At 64.5% G+C, this 21,711-nt stretch carries 23 protein-coding genes, 1 tRNA gene and 1 pseudogene; 12 read left to right on the plus strand and 13 right to left on the minus strand.

Annotated features, from left to right (window positions below; all coding sequences use genetic code 11):
• Positions 1 to 421 precede the first annotated feature (421 nt).
• Positions 422 to 1,989 (minus strand): IS3 family transposase gene (locus tag OKW37_RS17005; protein ID WP_429405134.1). Its coding sequence is split into 2 segments (ribosomal slippage): positions 422 to 1,551 and positions 1,551 to 1,989, totalling 1,569 coding nucleotides; the frame shifts between segments, so codons are not numbered across the junction.
• On the opposite strand from OKW37_RS17005, the gene OKW37_RS17010 reads away from it, so the two are divergent.
• Positions 1,968 to 2,888, plus strand: coding sequence for a DUF2515 family protein (locus OKW37_RS17010; RefSeq protein WP_429405132.1), 921 nt, complete (start codon positions 1,968 to 1,970; stop codon positions 2,886 to 2,888). The two genes, OKW37_RS17005 and OKW37_RS17010, sit on opposite strands and share 22 nt — an antisense overlap.
• Positions 2,889 to 2,971: 83 nt before the next feature.
• Entirely contained in the window at positions 2,972 to 3,517 is a 546-nt protein-coding gene (locus tag OKW37_RS17015) for a flagellar biosynthesis sigma factor (RefSeq protein ID WP_260321354.1), read from the plus strand.
• Positions 3,518 to 3,669: 152 nt separating this feature from the next.
• Here OKW37_RS17015 and OKW37_RS17020 read toward each other — a convergent pair.
• Both OKW37_RS17020 and OKW37_RS17025 read right to left on the minus strand, forming a co-directional pair.
• Positions 3,670 to 4,731 (minus strand): annotated as a pseudogene (locus OKW37_RS17020) (tyrosine-type recombinase/integrase).
• 214 nt (positions 4,732 to 4,945) lie between these two features.
• Positions 4,946 to 5,030 (minus strand) — tRNA-Leu (locus OKW37_RS17025).
• Between the two features lie 144 nt (positions 5,031 to 5,174).
• On the opposite strand from OKW37_RS17025, the gene OKW37_RS17030 reads away from it, so the two are divergent.
• From OKW37_RS17030 to OKW37_RS17065, 8 genes are all read left to right on the plus strand, one after another.
• Positions 5,175 to 6,269: a LacI family DNA-binding transcriptional regulator gene (locus OKW37_RS17030; RefSeq protein WP_429405130.1), complete on the plus strand. Its 1,095-nt coding sequence runs from the start codon at positions 5,175 to 5,177 to the stop codon at positions 6,267 to 6,269.
• Between the two features lie 84 nt (positions 6,270 to 6,353).
• Complete coding sequence (locus tag OKW37_RS17035) at positions 6,354 to 7,436, plus strand: ABC transporter substrate-binding protein (protein WP_429355802.1); 1,083 nt, start codon at positions 6,354 to 6,356, stop codon at positions 7,434 to 7,436.
• Positions 7,433 to 8,257, plus strand: a complete 825-nt coding sequence (locus OKW37_RS17040; protein WP_429405128.1) for an ABC transporter permease — start codon at positions 7,433 to 7,435, stop codon at positions 8,255 to 8,257. The genes OKW37_RS17035 and OKW37_RS17040 overlap by 4 nt, the downstream gene beginning before the upstream one ends.
• Positions 8,258 to 8,307: 50 nt before the next feature.
• Positions 8,308 to 9,222 (plus strand): ABC transporter permease, encoded by a 915-nt coding sequence (locus tag OKW37_RS17045; RefSeq protein WP_184063806.1) that lies wholly within the window; start codon positions 8,308 to 8,310, stop codon positions 9,220 to 9,222.
• Positions 9,219 to 10,265, plus strand: a complete 1,047-nt coding sequence (locus tag OKW37_RS17050; RefSeq protein WP_429405126.1) for an ABC transporter ATP-binding protein — start codon at positions 9,219 to 9,221, stop codon at positions 10,263 to 10,265. Before OKW37_RS17045 ends, OKW37_RS17050 begins: the two co-directional genes overlap by 4 nt.
• Positions 10,266 to 10,322: 57 nt before the next feature.
• A complete protein-coding gene (locus OKW37_RS17055; protein WP_429405123.1) occupies positions 10,323 to 11,147 on the plus strand; it encodes a phosphodiesterase in 825 nt (274 codons plus the stop codon).
• 141 nt (positions 11,148 to 11,288) lie between these two features.
• A complete protein-coding gene (locus OKW37_RS17060) occupies positions 11,289 to 12,488 on the plus strand; it encodes an MFS transporter (RefSeq protein WP_429405121.1) in 1,200 nt (399 codons plus the stop codon).
• A 23-nt stretch (positions 12,489 to 12,511) separates the two neighbouring features.
• Positions 12,512 to 12,865 carry a DUF1493 family protein gene (locus OKW37_RS17065; RefSeq protein WP_429405119.1) on the plus strand — a complete coding sequence of 118 codons (354 nt, stop codon included), beginning with the start codon at positions 12,512 to 12,514 and terminating at the stop codon, positions 12,863 to 12,865.
• Positions 12,866 to 12,888: 23 nt separating this feature from the next.
• On the opposite strand, the gene OKW37_RS17070 is transcribed toward OKW37_RS17065, so the two are convergent.
• The 5 genes from OKW37_RS17070 to OKW37_RS17090 form a co-directional block, all read right to left on the minus strand.
• Positions 12,889 to 13,320 (minus strand): response regulator, encoded by a 432-nt coding sequence (locus OKW37_RS17070; protein ID WP_184063793.1) that lies wholly within the window; start codon positions 13,318 to 13,320, stop codon positions 12,889 to 12,891.
• A 20-nt stretch (positions 13,321 to 13,340) separates the two neighbouring features.
• Entirely contained in the window at positions 13,341 to 13,973 is a 633-nt protein-coding gene (locus OKW37_RS17075; RefSeq protein ID WP_090800919.1) for a response regulator, read from the minus strand.
• A gap of 162 nt (positions 13,974 to 14,135) precedes the next feature.
• Positions 14,136 to 14,681, minus strand: coding sequence for a ferritin-like domain-containing protein (locus tag OKW37_RS17080; RefSeq protein ID WP_429363554.1), 546 nt, complete (start codon positions 14,679 to 14,681; stop codon positions 14,136 to 14,138).
• Between the two features lie 207 nt (positions 14,682 to 14,888).
• Complete coding sequence (locus OKW37_RS17085) at positions 14,889 to 15,050, minus strand: DUF1328 domain-containing protein (protein ID WP_006052455.1); 162 nt, start codon at positions 15,048 to 15,050, stop codon at positions 14,889 to 14,891.
• 93 nt (positions 15,051 to 15,143) lie between these two features.
• On the minus strand, positions 15,144 to 15,320 hold the full coding sequence (locus OKW37_RS17090) for a DUF1328 family protein (protein ID WP_090805380.1): 177 nt from the start codon (positions 15,318 to 15,320) through the stop codon (positions 15,144 to 15,146).
• 24 nt (positions 15,321 to 15,344) lie between these two features.
• Here OKW37_RS17090 and OKW37_RS17095 point away from each other — a divergent pair, with 24 nt between their 5' ends.
• Together OKW37_RS17095 and OKW37_RS17100 are read left to right on the plus strand one after the other, a co-directional pair.
• Complete coding sequence (locus OKW37_RS17095; RefSeq protein WP_429509883.1) at positions 15,345 to 17,000, plus strand: sensor histidine kinase; 1,656 nt, start codon at positions 15,345 to 15,347, stop codon at positions 16,998 to 17,000.
• A 218-nt stretch (positions 17,001 to 17,218) separates the two neighbouring features.
• Positions 17,219 to 17,356 (plus strand): entericidin A/B family lipoprotein, encoded by a 138-nt coding sequence (locus OKW37_RS17100; protein WP_018421109.1) that lies wholly within the window; start codon positions 17,219 to 17,221, stop codon positions 17,354 to 17,356.
• Positions 17,357 to 17,559: 203 nt separating this feature from the next.
• On the opposite strand, the gene OKW37_RS17105 is transcribed toward OKW37_RS17100, so the two are convergent.
• The 5 genes from OKW37_RS17105 to OKW37_RS17125 form a co-directional block, all read right to left on the minus strand.
• Positions 17,560 to 18,489: an EamA family transporter gene (locus tag OKW37_RS17105; RefSeq protein WP_429405114.1), complete on the minus strand. Its 930-nt coding sequence runs from the start codon at positions 18,487 to 18,489 to the stop codon at positions 17,560 to 17,562.
• A gap of 432 nt (positions 18,490 to 18,921) precedes the next feature.
• Complete coding sequence (locus OKW37_RS17110; RefSeq protein ID WP_184063782.1) at positions 18,922 to 19,164, minus strand: pentapeptide MXKDX repeat protein; 243 nt, start codon at positions 19,162 to 19,164, stop codon at positions 18,922 to 18,924.
• A 92-nt stretch (positions 19,165 to 19,256) separates the two neighbouring features.
• The gene (locus OKW37_RS17115; RefSeq protein WP_429405112.1) at positions 19,257 to 20,060 is read right to left on the minus strand and encodes a molybdopterin-dependent oxidoreductase; all 804 of its coding nucleotides are present in this window, start codon (positions 20,058 to 20,060) and stop codon (positions 19,257 to 19,259) included.
• Positions 20,061 to 20,130: 70 nt separating this feature from the next.
• On the minus strand, positions 20,131 to 20,775 hold the full coding sequence (locus OKW37_RS17120) for a cytochrome b/b6 domain-containing protein (RefSeq protein ID WP_187615498.1): 645 nt from the start codon (positions 20,773 to 20,775) through the stop codon (positions 20,131 to 20,133).
• Positions 20,776 to 20,823: 48 nt separating this feature from the next.
• Positions 20,824 to 21,687, minus strand: coding sequence for a DUF1223 domain-containing protein (locus tag OKW37_RS17125; RefSeq protein ID WP_429405110.1), 864 nt, complete (start codon positions 21,685 to 21,687; stop codon positions 20,824 to 20,826).
• Between the last annotated feature and the right edge of the window lie 24 nt (positions 21,688 to 21,711).

The raw sequence follows: 21,711 nt of genomic DNA on the forward strand, positions 1-21,711 counted from the left end.
AAAATATCGACCCTGTCCTATTGAATGCCCCCTCCTGTTTGCGCTAGCTTGGCGCAGGGTGATCCACAGCGCTCACCCGTCGAAGGTGAGGCCATTTTATGATTCGCTCACGAAGCGGAGAGCCGAGAGAGTCGGCATGCCCTCACCCAGAACTGCGCGCCGAAATATGGCATCGGCCTTGCGCGGCGTCAGTACAACACCAACGCGAATAACGAAGATGCAAAAGTGCGATAACCCAAGGTGTCCGGTCTGTTATCCGAACTGAAAAGAGGAAGAGGCCGCCGCAAAAAAGCGAGCGGAAGAGGACAAGCAGGACTGTATCGACTGCTGGCGCTTCTATCAGAAGAAGGCCGAGGCCATCGTATCCGTTGACGATCCGATTGCGCGTAACCGGCGCGCGTCAAGCAAGTTGTCGCCTCACTCATGCAGCCAGAGGCTGTTTATTTGCGCTGATCGACGCCATCTCGACGACTGAGTCGCGTTCGGGGTTAAGCGTCACGGCACCAACCGGTGTCCAGTTGCGCGTGTGGCGCGACCAGCGGGCCGGATTGCGCTCGCGGGCCCTCTCGTACAGTGCATGCCGAGCGGCGAGAAGCGCACGATCGTCACCGGCGTGACGCTGCGCAGGCGTCACGTAGCGGATGCCACTATGACGATGCTCGAAGTTGTACCACTGCACGAAGCCGGCAGCCCAGGTGCGAGCAGCGTTCAGGTCCTCGAAGCCTGTGACCGGAAACTCCGGCCGGTACTTCGCGGTTCGGAACAGCGCCTCGGCATAGGCGTTGTCGTCGCTGACCCGGGGACGCGAGTACGACGGCTTGATGCCCAGCCAGTGCAGCATCGCCAGCACGGTCGTGGCCTTCAGCGTCGCCCCGTTATCGCCGTGCAGCACCGGCCGGGCCTCACGGGCGGCAATGCCTTCGGAGAGCGCCGTACGACGTACGAGATGAGCAGCGTGTTCGGCCGCGTCGCTGTCGTGCACCTCCCAGCCGACAATCTTGCGGCTGTACAGGTCCAGAATCAGGTACAGGTGGAACCATCGCCCTGTGACCGTTGCCGGCAAATAGGTCATGTCCCAGCACCACACCTGGCGCGGCGCGGTTGCAACGTGCGTGGTCGGCGGCCGGCCGCTCGAAGGAGTTCTGGCACGGCCACGGCGCCTCATCTGCCCATGCTCGCGCAGCACGCGTGCAAAGGTCGATTCGCTGGCGATATACACGCCTTCGTCAGCCAGCATCGGCACGATGCGCGCCGGTGGCATGTCGGCAAAGCGCGGCTCGCTGGCTACGCGCAGCACGTTTTCCCGCTCCTGCGGGCTCAAGGTGTGCGCGGGCAGCAGGCGCATCGCGCCGGGCCTGGCGTCGCCAGTGACGAGCCCTTGATTGGCCCTCCAGCGCTGCAGGGTACGCACGTCGATTCCGGCCACCTCGCAGGCCAGGCGCAACCGTGCGCCAGCCAGTCTTGCCGAATCGATTTCCCGGGCCAGGAACTGGCGATCTTCGAGGCCGATCATTCGTCCTCGCCCTTGTCCGTGTTGAAGATCGCCCCGAGTTTTTTTGAAAGAACCAGCAATGCGGCTGCCTCGGCCAGTGCTTTCTCCTTGCGCCGCAGTTCGCGTTCCAGTTCCTTGATGCGACGCTGGTCCTGCTTCGTCTGCTGTGGACTCGCACGGGCCTCTTCGGGCTCGGCCAGCGCCTGCGTGGCCGCTTGCCGCCACTGCGCCAGTTCCTGCGGATACACGCCATGCTCGCGGCACCACGCATTGCGGGCCGTCTCGTCCATCGCTGCCGTGCTCAACACCGCTTCGAAACGCGCGGCCGCTGTCCAGGCCCGCTCGCGAGCGGGCATGGACAGCGCATCACTGCGCCAGCGCTCCAGCGTCTGCGCGCCCACACCGATCTCTCGCGCAACCTCTTCCACTGATGCGCTCTCCGGCGGCAGCAACCGCGCCACTGCCCTGTCCTTGAATGTCTTTCCGTAACGCGCCAACTTGTTCTCTCTTTATCGCCCCCAGATTCCAATTTTATCCAGGCGACAACCATTGTGACGCGGGGGGTAACCGCAGCATCAATGCGGCGTATGCACAACTCTGGTGGGATGACCGACGTTTCCAGTGGGCCGGACTCGCGGCGTTCGCGTCGAAGCAGGTAGGATGCGGGCTGCTCAATGCCGCCGAGATGATCGGCAAATCGGCTTCGGACAGCGTTGCCAATTTGCGCAAGGTAGCGAGTGTTGGCCCGGCTGCATGGATGACGGCCTACGGGGCACAGTCGGCGGTGAGTGCTGCGACCGCCGAAAGCGGTGCCAAGGTCTATCAGATGCTGGCAAAGGGCAACACGTCGCTGTTTCTCGACGTTTGGCCGCTGCATATGTTCTACAAGAAGTTTGGGCTTGCGCGATTAAAGCGATGCTTACCCGAACGCAAACTCTTGCGCAGTTCCGTCCTGTGGCCGATTGAGAACAGTGTTCCGTTCGCGGAGGAAAGGCCTCAGATTTTGAGCGCCTTCTCCGCAATTGATAGTGACCGCATTGCAGATGGTGTCAAAGACTTGGCAATACACGAGCAAATCAACATCTTGCAACCGGCCATGTACAACGATCCAACATTCGCGTTGCTGATGCGCGCCAACCAGTTCGCATGGGCATTGCATATTCCGACTGGATCGGCGCGGGAAATCCAGCTTGCCTTTGCGAATCAGTGTACGGTGACGGGGGCCAACGCCAAGAACGAAAGATTCAGCAAGGAGCCTCTCGCAAATCTTGCCGATCCACAGCAGCGCATGACATTTGTTTTGCGAGCCGCACAGCGTTTCGACCAACTGCTACACGATCCGCTTAAGAAATATGACGTAGAAAATTCCCTTTATCTCATCGCGCATGCAAGGTAAACATGCTGAGTCGAAAAATCAGGTGGTTTAGATATCTCGTTTGCACCGTAGTTGGCTGCGCTGCCTTATGGGGACTGCTCGCAATGGCAAAGCCTGTTGATGAGGTCGTGCTGACGCTAGGGGAACCCTATGAACAGGTGCGTAAGCAATCGCACTCGACGTTACCGCCGATTGAACCCAATACAAGCTGGGCTGGGGTGCTGATACGCCCTGCAAAACTCCGATTTGTTGATCCACACTATGATTTCGTAACGCCGGCCGCGAAGTTTTTCATGGTTCAGTACGACCAGAAAGGCAAGGTCGAATCGCTTGTACTCTCGCCGCAAGTCGAAACATTACCGCTTGATGAATCAATGGCGATCCTTACGGACCTACAGAACCAATTCAGGCGGGGCGGGTGGAAACCTTTTCACTCTTCGGCCAATCGCCCCATCGAAGACACTCAGGCGACACGCAATACAATTCGGGCGTGCGACGCACCCACGACACGATGGCAGGCCGGCAACAAATATCAGGTTTCCCTCAATATCCGATGCTTTCGGACAGACGGCCGACCAAACGACGAGCGCTACCTGATTACCCTCGACCTTAATTTTCCGGTGTTTGAGGATAACCGCGACGACTATTAACCGGTAGTTCGCGAAGCCGATGAGTACAAGTGGTCCCGCTTCGGCGGGACTTTCTGTTTAACGTCACGTAGGTCTCAGTGAGCAAAGACATGCGCCGCCCACGCTTCCATCATCGGGAGGTGCTGTTCCAAAAGATTGTCCCGCTGAGGTAGTCAGGCGACCGTCCCGCCTTTGATCGGAATGACTTCGGCCCCGGCCTTGATCCGGTCACGGTAATCGGCCCACTCCTGCATCATCTCGCGGCGCTCGCGAATGAATTTTGTGCGGTTGTACGCCGAACCAAGGTTATACGGTACGGCGTGCGCGTCGCGCGCGCCTGGGAACACGTAGCGGCCGCTACCCGTCAGCGCCCGCAGTTCGCGCAGGATCGCGACGGCCTGTGCCGCCAGTGGCACAAGATGATCCGTGTTGGTTTTCGTGACGCGGTAGCGCCATTCCCCCTTGTCCAGATCGATCTGCGCCCATTCAGCCTGTCTCAGTTCGCCGGGACGCACAAACAGCATGGGCGCGAGCCTGAGCGCGCACAAAACCGGGAACGTGCCGGAAAAGGCATCGAAGGCCCGCAACATCTCCGAGACCTTGGCGGGCTCGGTGATCGAGGCGAAATGCGTTGTCTGTGCAGGCGGTATTGCGCCAACCAGATCGCGTGCCGGATCGGTTTTGCAATAGCCCTCCTTGATCGCGAAACGGAACACGGGGCTTGTTTCGCTGCACAGACGGTGAGCCGTAAAGCGGGCGCCCCGGCTATCCACGCGTTTAAGGACTGCCAGAATCTCGGGTGCGTCAATTTCCGCGATGGGTCGCTTGCCAAGCTAGGAAAACGCGTCATTCCTGAAACGCGCAAGCGTTTTTTCACACTGCCCGCTTTCAACGGACTGACCGCGCTCTTCCATCCAGGCGAGCGCAACGGCTTCGAATGAATTGGCAGCAGCAAGGCGGGCGGCGCGTTTCCCGGCCTTTTTGGCTTCCCCCGGATCGATGTTTGCTGCCAGTTTTTCGCGGGCGTCGTCCCGACGCTTGCGGGCATCGGCAAGCGGCACGTCTGGATAGACGCCAAGTGCGGGGCTCTTTTCCTTTCCGGCAAAACGGTACTTGAAAATCCATCGCTTGCTGCCCGTTGGCGTGACAAGCAGCAGCAGGCCGCCACCGTCGTACAGCTTCTGCTGTTTTTCACCCGGCTTCGTGTTACGGATCGTGGCATCGGTCAGCGCCATGTCTGCGTCTCCGGTTGTCGCGCCGCTGCCGGGGTCGTTTTCCATCCGACGGGCGCTTGAAATCCGACGGGCGCTTGAATCGTGGCAACCCCCGAAACGACCCCCTGGGTTGTAATCGCTGGTGAACCCTTGGAGACTACAGCAAACAAAAGCCCCGCTCAGCGCTAGCTGTCGGGGCTTCGTGGTGAACCGTTGAAATCCGTTGGCGAGTATTTGGTGCCGGGGACCGGACTTGAACCGGCAAGCCCGAAGGCGGCGGATTTTAAGTCCGCTATGTTTACCAATTTCATCACCCCGGCAGAGGTGGCAATCGCGCGTGGTCGCGAATTCTACCATCGCCTCGCGGCAGCCCCAAAAAAGCGCCCGACACCCGCATTCATCCCCAAGTCACAAACGTTGCCGATAATCCGCTCACGAAAACGATTACAGCGGGCCGAAAACCGATGACGCCGACGATCAAGGATGTCGCCGCCCACGCGGGCTTTTCCATCGCCACGGTATCGCGCGCGATCAACGCGCCGCACACCGTGAACCCCGTCACGCTCGACAAGGTACGTCAGTCGATCGACGCGCTGAACTTCCGCCCGAGCCCGCTCGGCCGGCAATTGCGCGGCGAGCGCACGCGCCTCGTCGGCGTCGTTCTGCCGACGCTCGCGAACCCGGTGTTCGCCGAATGCCTGCAAGGCATCGACGATCTCGCGTCAGCGCAAGGCTATCGGCTGATGCTGATGACCACGCAGTACGACGTGGACCGTGAACGTCACGCAATCGAAACGCTGCGCGAGCATCGCGTCGAAGGACTGATCCTGACCGTCGCCGATGCCGACACCCATCCGCTGCTCGACGAACTCGACCGCGACGGCCTGCTATACGTGCTGATGCACAACGACACGGTGCGCCGACCGTCGGTGTCGGTCGACAATCGCCTCGCCGCCTACGACGGCGTGCGCCGGCTCATCGCGCACGGCCATCGCCGCATTCTGATGCTGGCCGGCTCGTTCGCGGCCTCGGATCGCGCGCGTCAGCGGCATCTCGGCTACACGCAGGCGATGCAGCAGGCCGGCCTCACGGCCGCGCCCGCGCTCGAAGTCGATTTCAACGCCGACGAACTCGCGCCGTCCGTGCTCGCGCACCTGACGCACGGCGCAAACCGTCCGACCGCCCTCTTCTGCAGCAACGATCTGCTCGCGATGGTCGTGATGCGCGGCCTGCGCCGCGCGCGTCTGAGGATTCCGCAGGACATGTCGATTCTCGGCTTCGACGGCCTCGCAATGGGCGAACTGCTGTCGCCGGCGCTCGCGAGCATCTGCGCGCCGAATCGCGAAATCGGCTGTGCGGCGTGGCAGCGCTTGCTCGCACGCATCGGCGGCGCGCGCGACGAGCGCGCGTTCTGCGCAACCTCGCGCGCGTTGACGCTGCCGCACAGCCTGCGCGAAGGCGCGACGATCGCGGCACTCGGCTCGCACGCGAACCTCGACGGAGCGTCGCCGACCTACGTCCCGAGCGCTGCGGCCGCCACCGAAAAACCGCTCGCATAAGAAGCCCAATGAAGGCACGCGCATACGCGCGCCCTGGCTGTCATTCCCAACCCGCGCAACCCATCCGACACAGGGAGACCCGCAGTGCCCCGCTCAACCTCACGCTTCGCATCCTCGCTCATACCGCTGTGGCAAAAACTCGCGCGCTCCGCCGCGACCGCACTGCCGGCGAGCCTGCTCGTCGCCGGCGCGGCGCTCGTCGCGCTCGCGCCGCAAGCCGCGCGCGCCGACGAAACCGCGATCTGCTACAACTGCCCGCCCGAATGGGCCGACTGGGCGAGCCAGATCAAGGCGATCCAGCAAAAGACCGGCATTCGCGTGCCGTTCGACAACAAGAACTCAGGACAATCGATCGCGCAGCTGATGGCCGAGCAGAAAAGCCCGGTCGCCGACGTCGTGTATCTCGGCGTATCGTCGGCGTTCCAGGCCAAGGACAAGGGCGTGATCCAGCCGTACAAGCCCGCGCACTGGGACGACATTCCCGCCGCCCTGAAAGACCCGCAAGGCTACTGGTTCACGATCCACTCGGGCACGCTCGGCTTCTTCGTCAACAAGGACGCGCTCGAAGGCAAGCCGGTGCCGCGCTCGTGGGCCGATCTGCTGAAGCCCGAATACAAAGGCATGATCGGTTATCTCGATCCGTCGAGCGCGTTCGTCGGCTATGCGGGCGCGGTCGCGGTAAACCAGGCGCTCGGCGGCACGCTCGACAACTTCGAGCCGGGTCTCGACTGGTTCAGAAAGCTCAAGGCGAACGCGCCGATCGTGCCGAAGCAGACCGCGTACGCGCGCGTGCTGTCCGGCGAAATTCCGATCCTGCTCGACTACGACTTCGACGCGTATCGCGCGAAGTACAAGGATCACGCGAACGTCGAGTTCGTGATTCCGCAGGAAGGCACGATCTCGGTGCCGTACGTGATGAGCCTCGTGAAAGGCGCGCCGCACGAAGCGAACGGCAAGAAGGTGCTCGATTTCGTACTGTCCGACGAAGGCCAGAAGCTGTGGGCGCAGGCGTATCTGCGGCCGGTGCGCGCGAGCGCGATGAGCGCCGAGACGGCTGCGCAGTTCCTGCCCGCGAGCGAATACGCGCGCGCGAAGCCGGTCGACTTCGCGAAGATGGCCGACAAGCAGTCGAGCTTCGGCGAGCGCTATCTGCAGGTGATGCATTGAACGACGTCACGTTCCCGCTGCGCTGGCGCATCGCCTTGCTCGCGCCCGCGCTCGCGGTCTTCATCGCGTTCTGGCTGCTGCCGATGGTCGCGCTCGCGCAGCTCTCCGGCGGCGGCCATGCGTTCGCGACGTATCGCGCAATGCTGACGAATGCGCGTTACATGTCGAGCCTTGGCGCGACCGTCGTGCTGGCGGCGGCGGTCACGGCGGCCACGCTGGTGCTCTCGGTGATCGCGGGGCTGCTGCTCGCGCGTCGAGAGTTCGCCGGCAAGCGCCCGCTGCTCGCGCTGCTGACGTTTCCGCTCGCGTTTCCGGGCGTCGTCGTGGGCTTCATGGTCATCATGCTCGCGGGACGTCAAGGGTTGATCGGCGCGCTGTCGCTGAAACTCGCGGGCGATCGCTGGGTGTTCGCGTATTCGATGAGCGGCCTGTTTCTCGGCTATCTGTACTTCTCGATTCCGCGCGTGATCGTCACCGTGATGGCTTCGGCGACCAAGCTCGATGCATCGCTCGAAGAGGCCGCGCGCTCGCTCGGCGCATCGCCGTGGCGCATCATGCGCGACATCGTGTTGCCGGCGCTGTCGCCCGGACTGATCGCGGCGGGCGCCGTGTGCTTCGCGACCGCGATGGGCGCGTTCGGCACGGCGTTCACGCTCGCCACCGACATCGACGTGCTGCCGATGACCATCTATACCGAGTTCACGCTGAACGCGAACATGGTGACGGCCGCGGGCCTGTCGATCGTGCTGGGCATCGTCACGTGGGCAGTGCTGGCGATCGCGCGCAGCGCGAGCGGTTCGGGCGTGGCGGCGAGCGCGTGAACGGCGCGTCGCCGGAGCCGCGCGTTCGCGAACGCAACGACTACCTACCTATGAACTCAATCACCGCCCCTTCGCCGTCTTCGCAACCGGCAGCGGGACCGCGCGCGCGACGCGCGTGGCCTTCCACACGAACATGGCTCGCCGCGGGTCAATGGTTCGTCACACTGCTGCTGTGCGCGTTCCTGATCGTGCCGGTCGTCATGTCGATCGTCGCCGGGCTGACGGTCAACTACTTCAAGGGCGTGTCGAGCGGACTCACGCTGCGCTGGCTCGTCGAAGTGTGGACCCAGTATCACGACTCGGTGTGGCTGTCGCTCGAAGTGGCCGCGGCGACGCTCGTCGTCACGCTGCTGACCGGCGTGCCCGCGGGCTACGTGCTCGCGCGCAGCAAGACGCGCTTCGCACGCATCGTCGAAGAGTTTCTGGTGCTGCCGATCGCGCTGCCCGGCCTCGCATCGGCACTCGCGCTGCTGGTGATCTACGGCGGCTTCACGGCGTTTCGGATGAGCGCGGCATTCATCGTCGTCGGGCATGTGGTGTTCACGCTGCCGTTCATGGTGCGCGCAGTCGCGGCGGTCTGCGCGAGCAGCGATCTGCGCACGCTCGAAGAAGGCGCGGCGAGCCTCGGCGCGAGCTTCTTCACGCGCTTCGTCACGATCGTGCTGCCGAACGCGCGGCCTGGCATCGTCGCGGGCGCGCTCGCGGTGCTCACGCTGTCGATCGGCGAATTCAACCTCACGTGGATGCTGCACACGCCCGATACGAAGACGCTGCCGGTCGGCCTCGCCGACACCTACGCGTCGATGCGCATCGAGATCGGCAGCGCGTACACGATCCTGTTCTTCATCATGACGATGCCGCTGCTCGTCGCGATGCAATGGCTCGGCGTCGATGCGACCGGCCAGCGCAGCGCGTCGAAGAAGCGCGGCGCTGCCTCTTCCGCGAAGCCCATCGACACGCCATGAAACTGACCTCGGTTCCCATCACGCTCACGCAGTGCGCCAAAACGTTTCGCGGCACGCGCGTGCTCGAACCGCTCGACCTGACGATCGGCGCGGGCGAAACCCTCGTGCTGCTCGGACCGTCGGGCTGCGGCAAGACGACGACGCTGCGCCTGATCGCGGGCCTCGAAACACCTGACGCGGGCGGCCGCATCGCATTCGGCGACGACGACGTGACCACGCTGCCGATCGAAAAACGCGCGGTCGGCATGGTGTTCCAGAGCTACGCGCTGTTTCCGAACCTGACCGTGCGCGGCAACATCGGCTACGGTCTGAAGATCAAACGCGTGCCGGCCGCAGTCGCGCGACAACGCGTCGACGAACTGCTCGGCATGATGCGGCTCAACGCGCACGCCGACAAACCGATCGATCAACTGTCGGGCGGCCAGCGTCAACGTGTGGCGCTCGCGCGCGCACTCGCGGTGCAGCCGCGCGTGCTGCTGCTCGACGAACCGCTGACCGCGCTCGACGCGCGTCTGCGCGACGCATTGCGCAGCGAGATGAACGCGCTGTTGCGCGAACTCGGCATCACGACCGTCTACGTGACGCACGATCAGGCCGAAGCGATGGAGCTCGGCGATCGCATCGTCGTGATGAGTGCGGGACGCATCGAGCAGATCGGTTCGCCGCGCGACATCTACTATCGTCCGGCCAATCGCACGGTCGCGCAGTTCGTCGGCACGATCAACCGTGTCGCGGGCGAGCCGCGCGACGGCATGCTTGCGACGAGCGGCGGCGCCGTGCCGTTGCCCGCGCATGCGTCGAACGCACGCGGCGCGCACGAAATCTTCTTTCGCCCCGAGGATGCCCAGCTCACCGACCCCGCGCTCGCGCAGCTGCGCGGCCAGATCGAAAGCACCGCGTTCCTCGGCGAACGCACGCGTCTGACGATTGGCGGTGCCGCGCCCGAGCCGCTCTTCGTCGACGTCGCGGGCCGCATCGAGCTTGCGCGCGGCACGCCGGTCGGCATCTCGATCGAGCCGGACGCACTGATTGCGCTATCGTAGGTAAAAACAGCGCCGCATCCTGGCGCCCGACACGAAGCAACCCGAAGGACCTCTGTCATGCTGCTGGCTCAAATTAGCGACCTGCATATCAAGCAACCCGGCGCACTCGCGTATCGCCGCGTCGATACCGCCCCCTACCTCGCGCGCTGCGTCGACGCGCTCAACGCGCTCATCCGGCGCCCCGACGCGGTGTTGATCACCGGCGACCTCGTCGATCAGGGCGACCCGCAGCAGTACGCACACCTGAAAACACTGCTCGCGCCGCTCGCGATCCCCTACTTCCTGATGGTCGGCAATCACGACGAACGCAACGCGCTGCGCGCGGCGTTTGCCGAGCGCGAGGAATTGCTGAGCGGCGGCGAGTTCGTGCAGTACGCGCTCGACGTCGGCCCGCTGCGCGTGATCGCGCTCGATTCGCTAGTGCCCGGTTCGAGCGCCGGCATGCTGTGCGACACGCGGCTCGCGTGGCTCGAGCGGCAGCTCGATGCGGCGCGCGGCAAGCCGGTCGTGGTCGCGCTGCATCACCCGCCGTTCGCGTGCGGCATCGGGCATATGGACGAGATCCGGCTCGACCGGGCGGCGTCGCACAAGCTCGCGGCGTTGATCGCTCAGCATCCCAACGTCGAGCGCGTGCTCTGCGGGCACGTGCATCGGTCGATGTTCGTGCGCTTCGGCGGCACGATCGCGAGCGCGATTCCAGCGCCCGCGCACCAGGTGGCGCTCGATTTTCGCGAGGACGGACCGTCGGCGTTCGTGATGGAGCCGCCCGCGTATGCGCTCCATTACTACGATCCCGCGACGGGCATCGTCACGCATCATGCGTATGTCGACGCGGCCGACGGCCCGTATCCGTTCTACGACGCCGGCGCGTTGATCGACTGAACCGCCGGACACACTTCGCAACCGCCTGATACCGGATGCGCGGGCGAGCCTCGCGCGGCCGTCAGCACGAACCCCGCCGCTCCGGTATGATCGGCACGCTTGAGGACCGCGCATGGGCCGGTCCGTCGATCCGCCCCTGTCATGTCCACTTCCGACGCTTCCACTTCCGCTTCCTCCGCCCGGTCGTTGCGCGGCGTGTTGCTGCTGCTCGCGACGATCGCCGGTGTCTCGGTCGCAAACATCTATTTCAACCAGCCGCTGCTCGATAACTTCCGCCAGTCGTTTCCGGGCAGCGCGTCATGGGTCGGCGCGGTGCCGGCCGTCACGCAGCTCGGCTACGCCGCCGGCATGCTGTTGCTCGCGCCGCTCGGCGATCGCTTCGACCGGCGTCTGCTGATCCTGCTGCAGATCGCCGGCCTGTGCGTCGCGCTCGTCATTGCGGCGTCGGCACCGACGCTCGCGGTGCTGATCGTCACGAGTCTCGCGATCGGCGTGCTCGCGACGATCGCGCAACAGGCGGTGCCGTTCGCGGCCGAACTCGCGCCGCCGTCCGAGCGCGGCCACGCGGTCGGCACCGTGATGAGCGGCCTGCTGCTCGGCATCCTGCTCGCCCGGACCGCGGCGGGCATCGTCGCCGAATACTTCGGCTGGCGCGCGGTGTTTGGCGCATCCGTCGTCGCGCTGCTCGCACTCGCGGTCGTCATCATTTTGCGTTTGCCGAAGAGTCAGCCCACCTCGACGTTGCCGTACGGCAAGCTGCTCGTGTCGATGTGGCACCTGGTCACCGAGCATCGCGCGCTGCGCGAGGCATCGCTGACCGGTGCGGCGTTGTTCGGCGCGTTCAGCATTTTCTGGTCGGTGCTCGCGCTGCTGCTCGCGGGCGCGCCGTTTCATCTCGGGCCGCAGGCGGCAGGGCTGTTCGGTATCGTCGGCGCGGCCGGCGCGCTGGCCGCGCCGCTCGCCGGCAAGTTCGCCGACCGGCGTGGACCGCGCGCGATCATCACCGTGTCGCTCGTGCTGGTCGTGATCGCGTTCGTGATCTTCGGTGCGTCGGCGAAGAGCATCGCGGGACTCGTGGTTGGCGTGATCATTCTCGACATCGGCGTGCAGGCCGCGCAGATTTCGAATCAGTCGCGCATCTACGCCTTGAAGCCCGATGCGCGCAGCCGCGTGAATACCGTGTACATGGTCGCGTATTTCATCGGCGGGGCGCTGGGCTCGGGTGTCGGCGCGATCGTGTGGCCGGTGTTCGGGTGGGTCGGCGTGACTATCGCGGGGATCGCGTTTGCCGGGCTCGGCGCGTGGAATCATTTGCGGTTGCCGGCGCGGGCTGGGCATTGATATCAGCCGGAGGATCGTCTGTAATGAACGACACGTGGCTCGATCTCGCTCGGTTCATCCGCGAAATGCGCACTCCCGCCGGGCTGCCTCTCGACGACAAGCTGACCCGTGACATGGATCTGTATCACGATCTGGATTGGGAGCCGGCGAAAATCGTCGAGGTGATGCGGGCATGGGCTGACCGCTTCCATGTGGACCTGCGCGATTTCGACGTCGCTTACCACGTTCCATCCGCCAACATGCGCAAGCGCGACATCGTCGTGGCCGCGTTGAAGTCCCCGTTCAGTGCCAGCGCGCGAGAATTGCTCGGCGGACGTTCGCTTACCCTTGGGATGCTCGAAGAAGCGATGACGCGCGGAGTGTGGAAACAGGACTAGAAACGCCAACTACGGTCGAGTCGTTACACCCCGCCACCCCGCCCCAACGCATACTCATGCAGCGCATCGAGCACGCGATCGAACTCGAACGATTTGTCGTAAAAGTGCCGCACGCCATACTGCTCGCAGCGCTCGCGGTACGCGGGCAACGCGTGATTGGTCAGCACCGCCGCGAACATCGAATCGATCAGCCCCTCGCGTTGCAGATATGCGAGCACCGGCACGCCCGAGCCCAGCTTCAGCTGCAAATCGACGATCACCGCGTCGAACGCTTCGTCGCCGAGCAGCGAGATCGCCTGATCGGCGGAATCGGCATAAGCGGCCACGCGCAGCAGGCCCGACGCATCGATCGCCTCCACGAGGCTGCGGCGGATCAGCGGCGAATCCTCGATCAGCAGCACGCGCAACGGCGCGCGGCTGGCTGACTCGGTAGCGGGGTTCGGTTCGCTGTTCATCGGGATATCTCGATCGTCCGTCAGTCGATCAGGCCATTCTTGATCGCGTAATACGTGAGGTCCGCGTTGTTCGCGAGACGCATCTTCTCGAGCACCCGCGCGCGATACGTGCTCACCGTTTTGACCGACAGATGCAGCTCTTCGGCAATCTCGGTCGGCAATTGGCCGGCCGCGAGCTTGCAGAAGATCTGGAATTCGCGCTCCGACAGCGCTTCATGCGGACGCCCCGCGGCAGGCTTGTCGAGATTGTCGGCAAGCGTATCGGCGACCGCCTCCGACAGATAGCGATGCCCGCGCGCGACCGAGCGGATCGCGCGCACGATTTCTTCCGGCTCGCAGTCCTTGTTCAGATAGCCGCTTGCGCCCGCGCGCAGCAGATTGATCGCGTACTGGCTCTCGGGATAGCCCGATAGAATCAGCACGCCCTGCTCGGGACGCACCTGCTTGATCACACGCAACGTATCGATGCCGTTCTTGTCCGGCATCGCGATGTCGAGCAGCACGACGTCGAATGCCTGCTCGCGCACGAGGCCGATCGCTTCCTCGCCGGTGGCGGCCTCCGCGGCGACGCACATGTCCGGCTCGTCGGCGACGAACTGTCTGAATCCACCTCGAACGATCGCATGATCGTCAGCTATCAGCACTCGAATCATCGGTTGGGTTCCGTGCAAAGGGAGTCGCTCCGATGCGGACATGGTAATGATCCGGGGCCACGGCCGAACGCGCAATGCGAGGGCGGCTTCGCACCGCAGCTGCCGGCATTCCCGAGTTCGCCCGCGACCCGGTCCTTCGACGCTTCCGTGTCGCCTGCTGCGCTACTCGCGCCCCGCGAGCAGATCCGCCATATCGTCGGCATGTTCTTCTTCGACCGCGAGAATCTCCTCGAACAGCCGGCGCGTGGTCACGTCCTTCTCGCCGAGATACCGTACGATCTCGCGGTACGTGTCGATCGCGATGCGCTCCGCGATCAGGTTCTCGCGAATCATGTCGGTCAGATCGGTGCCTTCCTTGTATTCCGAATGCGCGCGTGCCTTGATGCCGTCCGGCGCGAAATCGGGTTCGCCGCCAAGCTGCACGATGCGCTCGGCGATGCGATCGGCGTGCTCCTGCTCCTCGGTTGCGTGCTCGGCAAATTCCCTCGCGACCGCTTCGGAATTGATGCCCTTCGCCATGAAGTAATGGCGCTTGTAGCGCAGCGTGCAGACGATCTCGGTGGCGAGCGCGTCGTTGAGCAGCTTGAGCACCGTCTCGCGATTCGCGCCATAGCTCTGCGTGACGGGACCATCCGACATATGCTTGCGCGCGTCCTCGCGGATCTTCGTGATGTCCATCACGAACGTGTCGCCAGATTGCTTCGTCATCGAACTTCTCCTTTATCCGGTATTGGGTGAATCGCGCATCAGCACGAATCGCGCCTGATGCGCCCAGGGTGGAATGACAGCGCGCTTCGAACCGGGCGCCTCAATCGGGGATTCAAACGCCGCGCGTTCACGCGCCTTGTTGACTACCTGTTCCTACATTGCGTACTTCGCTGCCTACCTCATGTTGCGTTCATCTGGCTCGCGCGGCTAGGTTCGAAACACGCCGAGCAGCAACGTGACCACGAACACGACGAGGAAGATGTAGAACAGGATCTTCGCGATTTCGGCCGCGCCGGCCGCGATGCCGGTAAAGCCGAATACGGCTGCGATGATCGCTATCACGAAGAAGACGATGGCATAGTGAAGCATGGCATTTCTCCCTTTTGTTGGCCTTCCAATCGACTACCAGCAAATCGCTCGCCTGCTGTGAGGGCGCGGCTTGCCGCCACCGCGATGGCCGCGCTAATCGATCATTTTCTTCGTCACGACGAAGCCCAGCACGAGGAACACCACGCACAGCACGACAAAGACGAAGAACAGGAACTTCGCGATCGCCGCTGCGCCGGCCGCGATGCCGGTGAAGCCGAGAAGACCGGCGATCACCGCGACGATCGCGAAGAACAGTGCCCACTTCAACATGATGGCTTCCTCCCGAAACATTGCATGAACGATCGGGTCCATGCTATCGATGCGCGGCGCCGCGCGCATTCCGACGCTCGCCGTTTTTCGTGTGAGAATCCGCTTACATTGGGTTACGACGACATTACGCGCGCGGCTTCGCGCGATGCCGGAGTCGATGCCGGTGTCGATGCCCTCTTTCCGGAGCCGAAAGTGTCGAATCTGCAGAACCCGCCGGAACAAGCTGGCGCGCGCGCCACGGCGCGGCTCGCCGACTGGATGCGCAATCGCAGCTGGGCGATCGCGATGACGGTGGCGATCGTGATCACGGTGGGAGGCCTCGTGATTCTGGAGACCGCGCGTCAGCGCATCACCGCCGAGTATGAGACCGCGCTTGAAGCGCGCGACGTCACCGTGCGACTGAGCACACTCGCGAGCGAGCTGTCGCGCCTCACCGCGCAACAAAACCAGTTTCTTCTGACGAAGGACGACGCATCCGCCCACGCGTTCTGCGCGAGCGCCGCGCGCATCCGCGACACCACGCAGCAGTTGGACCGCTTCTATCGCGGCGGCGGCGCGGACAGCGCGGAACTCGCGAGCTTCACGCAGATTCTCGCGCTGATCGACGCGCGCATCGGCGCGGGCGCCGCCGCGATGCAGCACGCCGCGCCGCATCCGCTCGATCTCGGCGCATGCGGGAGCGCGAGCGACGTCAACCCGGCGGACGCGTCGTTGATCGACAGTACGCTCGCGCTGCTGCGCGACAACGAGGAGCGCCGCGCTCAGCACGCGCTGGCCGCGAGCCGCGCCGACCAGCGGCTGTCGACGCTGTGCGCGGCGGGTCTGTCGGCGCTGAACATCGTGCTGTTCATCCTGCTGTTTCGCAATCTCGGCATCCAGATCGACCGACAGGCGCGCGCGCAGCGTCAGTTGATCACGCAGCAGGAGGAACTCGACCAGCTCGTCAACGAGCGCACGCGGCAGCTCGAAGCGCTCGGCTGGCATCTGCAGGCGGTCAGCGAAAACGAAAAGACCCAGCTCGCGCGCGAGTTGCACGACGAGCTCGGCGCGATTCTGACCGCATGCCGGATGGACGTCGCATGGGCGCGCCGCAAGCTGAAGGACAGCGAGCCGGACATCGCCGACAAGCTGCAGCGCGCGCTCGCCAATCTCGACCAGGGCATCGCGTTGAAGCGGCGCATCATCGAGGACATGCGGCCGACCGTGCTGGCCAATTTCGGGCTCGTTACCGCGCTGCGCACGCTCGCCGACGAAGCCGCGCAGCGCAACAACTGGACGCTCGAGCTGCACCTGCCCGCCGACGATATCCAGCTCGACGAGCAGACCGAAATCGCGCTGTTTCGGGTCGCGCAGGAATCGCTGACGAACGCCGCCAAGTACGCGCGGGCCTCGAAGGTCGGAATCGCATTGCGGGTCGGCGACGGCGAGGTCGCGCTGCATATCGCGGACAACGGCGTCGGCATCATGCCGGCCGACCTGAAGCGCACACATACGCACGGCCTGCTCGGCATGCGTCAGCGCGTGGCCGCGCATGGCGGGCGCTTCGACATCCGCCGTGGCGCGCAAAACGGCACCGACATCGACGTCGTGATGCCGAGCGCGAGCGCCGCGACGCCTTCGGTCGACCAGCCGCTGACGTCGCGGGCCACGCCGCCCACTTCGTCGCAAAGCGCCGTCTGACAGAGGCTCGCCGCAGCGCCTCCAAGCCGTTGTAGGAGTGCGCCGACGCAAACACCGGAGCACGCCTACGACAAAATCGCCGCACGGCCGACAGCGCCGCCCCCGCCCTTTTTTTACCATGCAAACAGGCCGGTTCGAAACCGGATCGAGACCTGATCGACTGGCATGGCCCCGGTCGGACGACATCAACCGATGCATTCTCGACAAGGAGAAGTTTCATGACTCGACTGATCGCTTTGCTAGTGCTCGCAGGAACTGCCATGCTTGTCACCGGCTGCAACACGATGGCGGGCGCTGGCGAAGATATTTCGAAGGGCGGCCACGCCATCACGAACGAGGCGGATAAGGCGAAATAAGCCGGCACATGGCAGCAGGATTTGCAAAGCCCGTCGCGGGATGCCGCTGCGGGCTTTTTTTTCGTGAATGATTGCGTGCTGGCTGGCACTCGACGCGACGCGTTTTCAGAACGCGATGAAACGGCACGGCGATCCGCGAGGGCGCGGAGCTGGCGGCAAGGCTTTGACAGCGGGCGCGCGGTTCGACGAGAACCGCGCCGCTATCAGGCGCTGCGCTTCTTCCGGTAATCGAACCAGAAAGACAGGCCGACGCTGATCAGAATCACGATCGTCGCGATTACGGTCGAGCGGGTGACCGGCTCGCCGAGCAGCAGCGCGCCCAGCGCGACCGCGACGACCGGATTCACGTACATGCAGCTGCTCGCGATGATCGGGCTCGTGTGGCGAATCAGATAACCGTAGGCGACGTACGCCGCCATCGTCCCAATCAACATCAGATACAGGAACGCGACGAGAGGCAGAAAATGCAGCTCGAGCATCCGCTCGCCCGACGCCCATGCGACCAGCGTCGACATCGCGCCGCCGAGGCCGATCTGCAGCGAGGTCGACAGAAACAGGTCCGACGGCAGCTTCAGCTGTCCGGCCAGATGCGCGCCGCCGGCCCAGAACAGCGCGCCGCACAGAATCGCGAGACTGCCGCCCGTCGAGCCCGGCGTGCTGTCGCCGTGACTCAGAATCACGATGCCGGCGAGCCCCAGCCCGACCGCGAACCATTCGCCGCGGCCGATCTTGCGTCCGGCGACGGCCGCGATCACGGTCGCGAACAGCGGCACGGTCGCGACCATCACGGCCGCGGTGCCGGTGCCGACCGTGCGCATGCCGTAGGCTAGCATGCCGCTCGACAGACCCACCAGCATGGTGCCGACGAGGCCCGCGTTGCGGATTTCGGCGAAGCTCGGCCAGATCGGCTTGCGGCGCGCGGCGAACACGAACAGACCGATGCCGGCGAACAGGTTGCGCAAGCCCGACATCAGCAGCGGCGGGAACGAGCCGAGTGCGACGTGCACGCCGAGGTACGTCGAGCCCCACACCAGATAAACGACGGCAAGCGCGAGCGCGATCCGCCCGTTGCGCGACTGCGGCAGACGCAGCGGCCAGCCGCGCGGAGAAAAAGCTGAACGTTGCAGCGACATGCTTCAGTCCGCCGTCGCCACTCGACCCGCGCGATGCGCTCGATGCCCGCGAGGCGCCGAGCCTGCGTCGATACCTTTCGGGCGGGATGGCGGGCACCGCATCGGCGATGCGGTCGGACGGGCGAGGCTGGCGGACATGTCGGTGGAACGGGAAGACGATGGGCGGCGCCGGAAGCGCCAGAAACGGCGGTGGCGGCCGCGTCGGTCAAAACGACACGATGCAACGCGGCCGCGCTGCGCGGCCGCAAGCTTGGCAAAGCCCCGGCGCGCACCGCATTATGCAGTAAGCGCCGAGAACGCCACGCGAGAGAATCGTAACTTTTGGGTTTCCCGCAACAGAAAAGCCGGGGACGCATCCCCGGCTTGCGGTGTCGGATCCGTTCGATGCGCGGCCGTGCATCGGCAGGATCGCTAAGCGCCCTCGGCGCCGACTCAGTTGCCCATCGCGCCCGACGCCTCGTGTTTCATCGCGTCGCCGCCCTTTTTCATCGAGCCGTGCTTCATCGTGTCCTTTTTCATGCCGTCCTTCGACATGCTGTCTTTGGACATCGAATCTTTCGACATCGCATTCTTCGACATCTCATCGTTCGACATCGCGCCGCTCGCCTGCGCGAAGGCCGCGCCGCCGCTTGCCAGCATCAACAACGCGATCGTGGTAACTGCAATCTTCTTCATGGGATGACTCCTTGGTGGTGGATGAATCGAAGCCGGCGAGAGCCGGCGTGCTTCCGAAGCCGCTGCCGCAAGCGCGCGTGCGCCCGCATGCGTCAGGAGCCTCCGAACCAGTTGTAGCCCTGGTCGACCCAATAGCCGCCGGGATACGTGTTGGTGACGAATAGTTCGACGATGTGCTTCGGATTCTTGTAGCCGAGCTTGGTCGGCATGCGCAGCTTCATCGGGTAGCCGTATTTCGCGGGCAGCCGTTCGCCGTCGTAGGAAAACGTCAGCAGCGTTTGCGGATGCAAAGCGGTCGGCATGTCGATGCTTTCGTAGTAGTCGTCCGCGCATTTGAAGCCGACGTACTTCGCCGTCGTGTCCGCGCCGACGCGCCGCAGAAAATCGCCGAATGGCGTGCCGCCCCAGCGGCCGATCGCGCTCCAGCCTTCGACGCAGATATGTCGCGTGATCTGCTCCGCGTGAGGCAGCGCGTACAGCTCGGGCAGCGTCCACACGCGCTGGCCGGTCACGAGGCCGCTCAGCTTCAATTGATAATCTGAGCCGTCGACGTGCGGCACGTCGTCGATGCCGTAGTACGCGTTGAAGGGAAACGGCCGCGTGATCTGCGCTTCGGTGTAGGTCGGCGCGAACTGCTTCGGATCGAACAGCGCGGCCTGCGCGCGATCGTTCAGCCGCGACACGGCTGTCAGGAAACGGTTCACGGAAGCGTCGTCGGTCAACGAGCAGCCGGTCAGCATCGACAGGCCGCCGAGCGTCAAGAGCTGCTTGCCGAACAGGCGTCGCGACGGCATCGCCAGTTCGCGCTTCGCATCGAGCAGGATCGATGCGCGGTCGAGCTTGTGGCTCACACGATGTGTGGATGGGTCCGCTGGTTTCTCTATCGGCTTGTTCATGATTCGGTATCCGTTTGGAATTCGCGTTGCGATTTCATGAGCGTGAGCATGCGCATGGGTAGCCGCGGGCTCAACGTCCGCGCAACATCGCGAGCAACGAGCGCGGCACGAGCGCGACCATCGCCAGATGCACGGCGAGAAACGCGGCCAGCAGCGACATCGCGCTGAAGTGCACGATGCGCGCGTTGTCGTAGCCGCCCATCAGTTCGCGCAGCAGCGGAAACTGCACCGACTTCCAGATCGCGAGCCCCGATAGCACGAGCACGATCAGATCGGCGATCGCGAACAGGTAGGCGAATTTCTGCACCGCGTTGTAGACGCGCAGATCGCCATGCGACAGCTTCCCGCGCAACGCGGCGACGAAATCGCGCAGTACCGCGCGCGGCGTCAGCGGCAGGTACTTGCGCACGAAGCGCCCGCTCGCGAGATTCAGCGCGACATACACGAGGCCGTTGAACACCAGCAGCCACATCGCCGCGAAGTGCCATTGCAGCGCGCCGCCGAGCCAGCCGCCCAGCGTGATCGCGGTCGGGAAGCTGAACGCCGGGAAGATCGGCGACGCGTCGTAGATGCGCCAGCCCGACAGCATCATCACGATCGCGGCGAGCGCGTTCAGCCAATGCGTGATGCGCAGCCACAGCGGATGAATGACGCCGCGCTTCGGCGCGGCGGGCGCGGCGGGTGCGCTGGGGCGCAAGGCGTGGGGTGTGGACATGGGGCTCTCCTCGAGCAGCGGTAGTGAATGCGGCGCGCGCGAGGTCGATCAACGGCACGCGGGAAGGTCGGTCGCTTGTAGCACGTCGCCGCTCGCGTCGCTTTCGACGAACGCGACCACGCCGAAGCGGCCGGCGGCGTTGGCGCTCGGATCGGCTTGCGCATCGACGCTCGCAGCGTGTACATCGATGTCCTGATGAATCCGCGCGTGACCGGAGACGAGCGGCACGGGCCCGAACCAGGCACGCACGACGCGCTCGTGATGCAGCGTCGCGCCGCGGTTTTCGCCCGCGCCGACCTGCGTCGTCAGCGCGTTCTCGTAGATCGCGAGATAGGCGCTCAACGCACCCGTGGCGGCGGCTGCCGTCGTGCTGAACTGCGCATCGACATCGAACGCGCCGGGCGCACGCGGGCTCAGCGCAAGTGCGACGCTCGCCTGGGCGGGTTCGGCGACGAGCTCGGCGATGCGGCGCTCGAAACTGCCGCGTTGCGACCAGTCGCGCAACTCGCGGCCCGCAACGAACACTTCCGGCGTATAGAGCGTGTGCGCGCCCGCGAGACGCGTCAGCGTTTGCTGACGTTCCGTGAAGCGATGCTGGGAAAAGCGGTCGGTCCAGCCGAGGCTGTTCCAGTAGTCGACGTGCAGCGCGAGCGGCACGATGCCGTGCGCGGCGCCGTCGCTTTTCCATTGACTGAGCCAGCGGTCGGCGGGCGGGCAGCTATCGCAGCCCTCGCTGCTGTACAGCTCGACGAGCGCGACGCGGTGCGCGGGGCTGTGCGTGGCGCATAGGGGCCCGGCCGCGTCGGCCGCACTGATGCCAGAACCGCTCAGCAGAAAAAGCGCGAGGCCGACGGCGGGCGTCGAAAAAGTCGTAAAGCGCTGAAGTATCGAGCGATTGTGCGCGGTCGACATGACGTGCTCCGATCGTAATCTGCA

This window comes from Paraburkholderia sp. MM5482-R2 (assembly GCF_050436125.1).
Lineage (GTDB): Bacteria > Pseudomonadota > Gammaproteobacteria > Burkholderiales > Burkholderiaceae > Paraburkholderia > Paraburkholderia tuberum.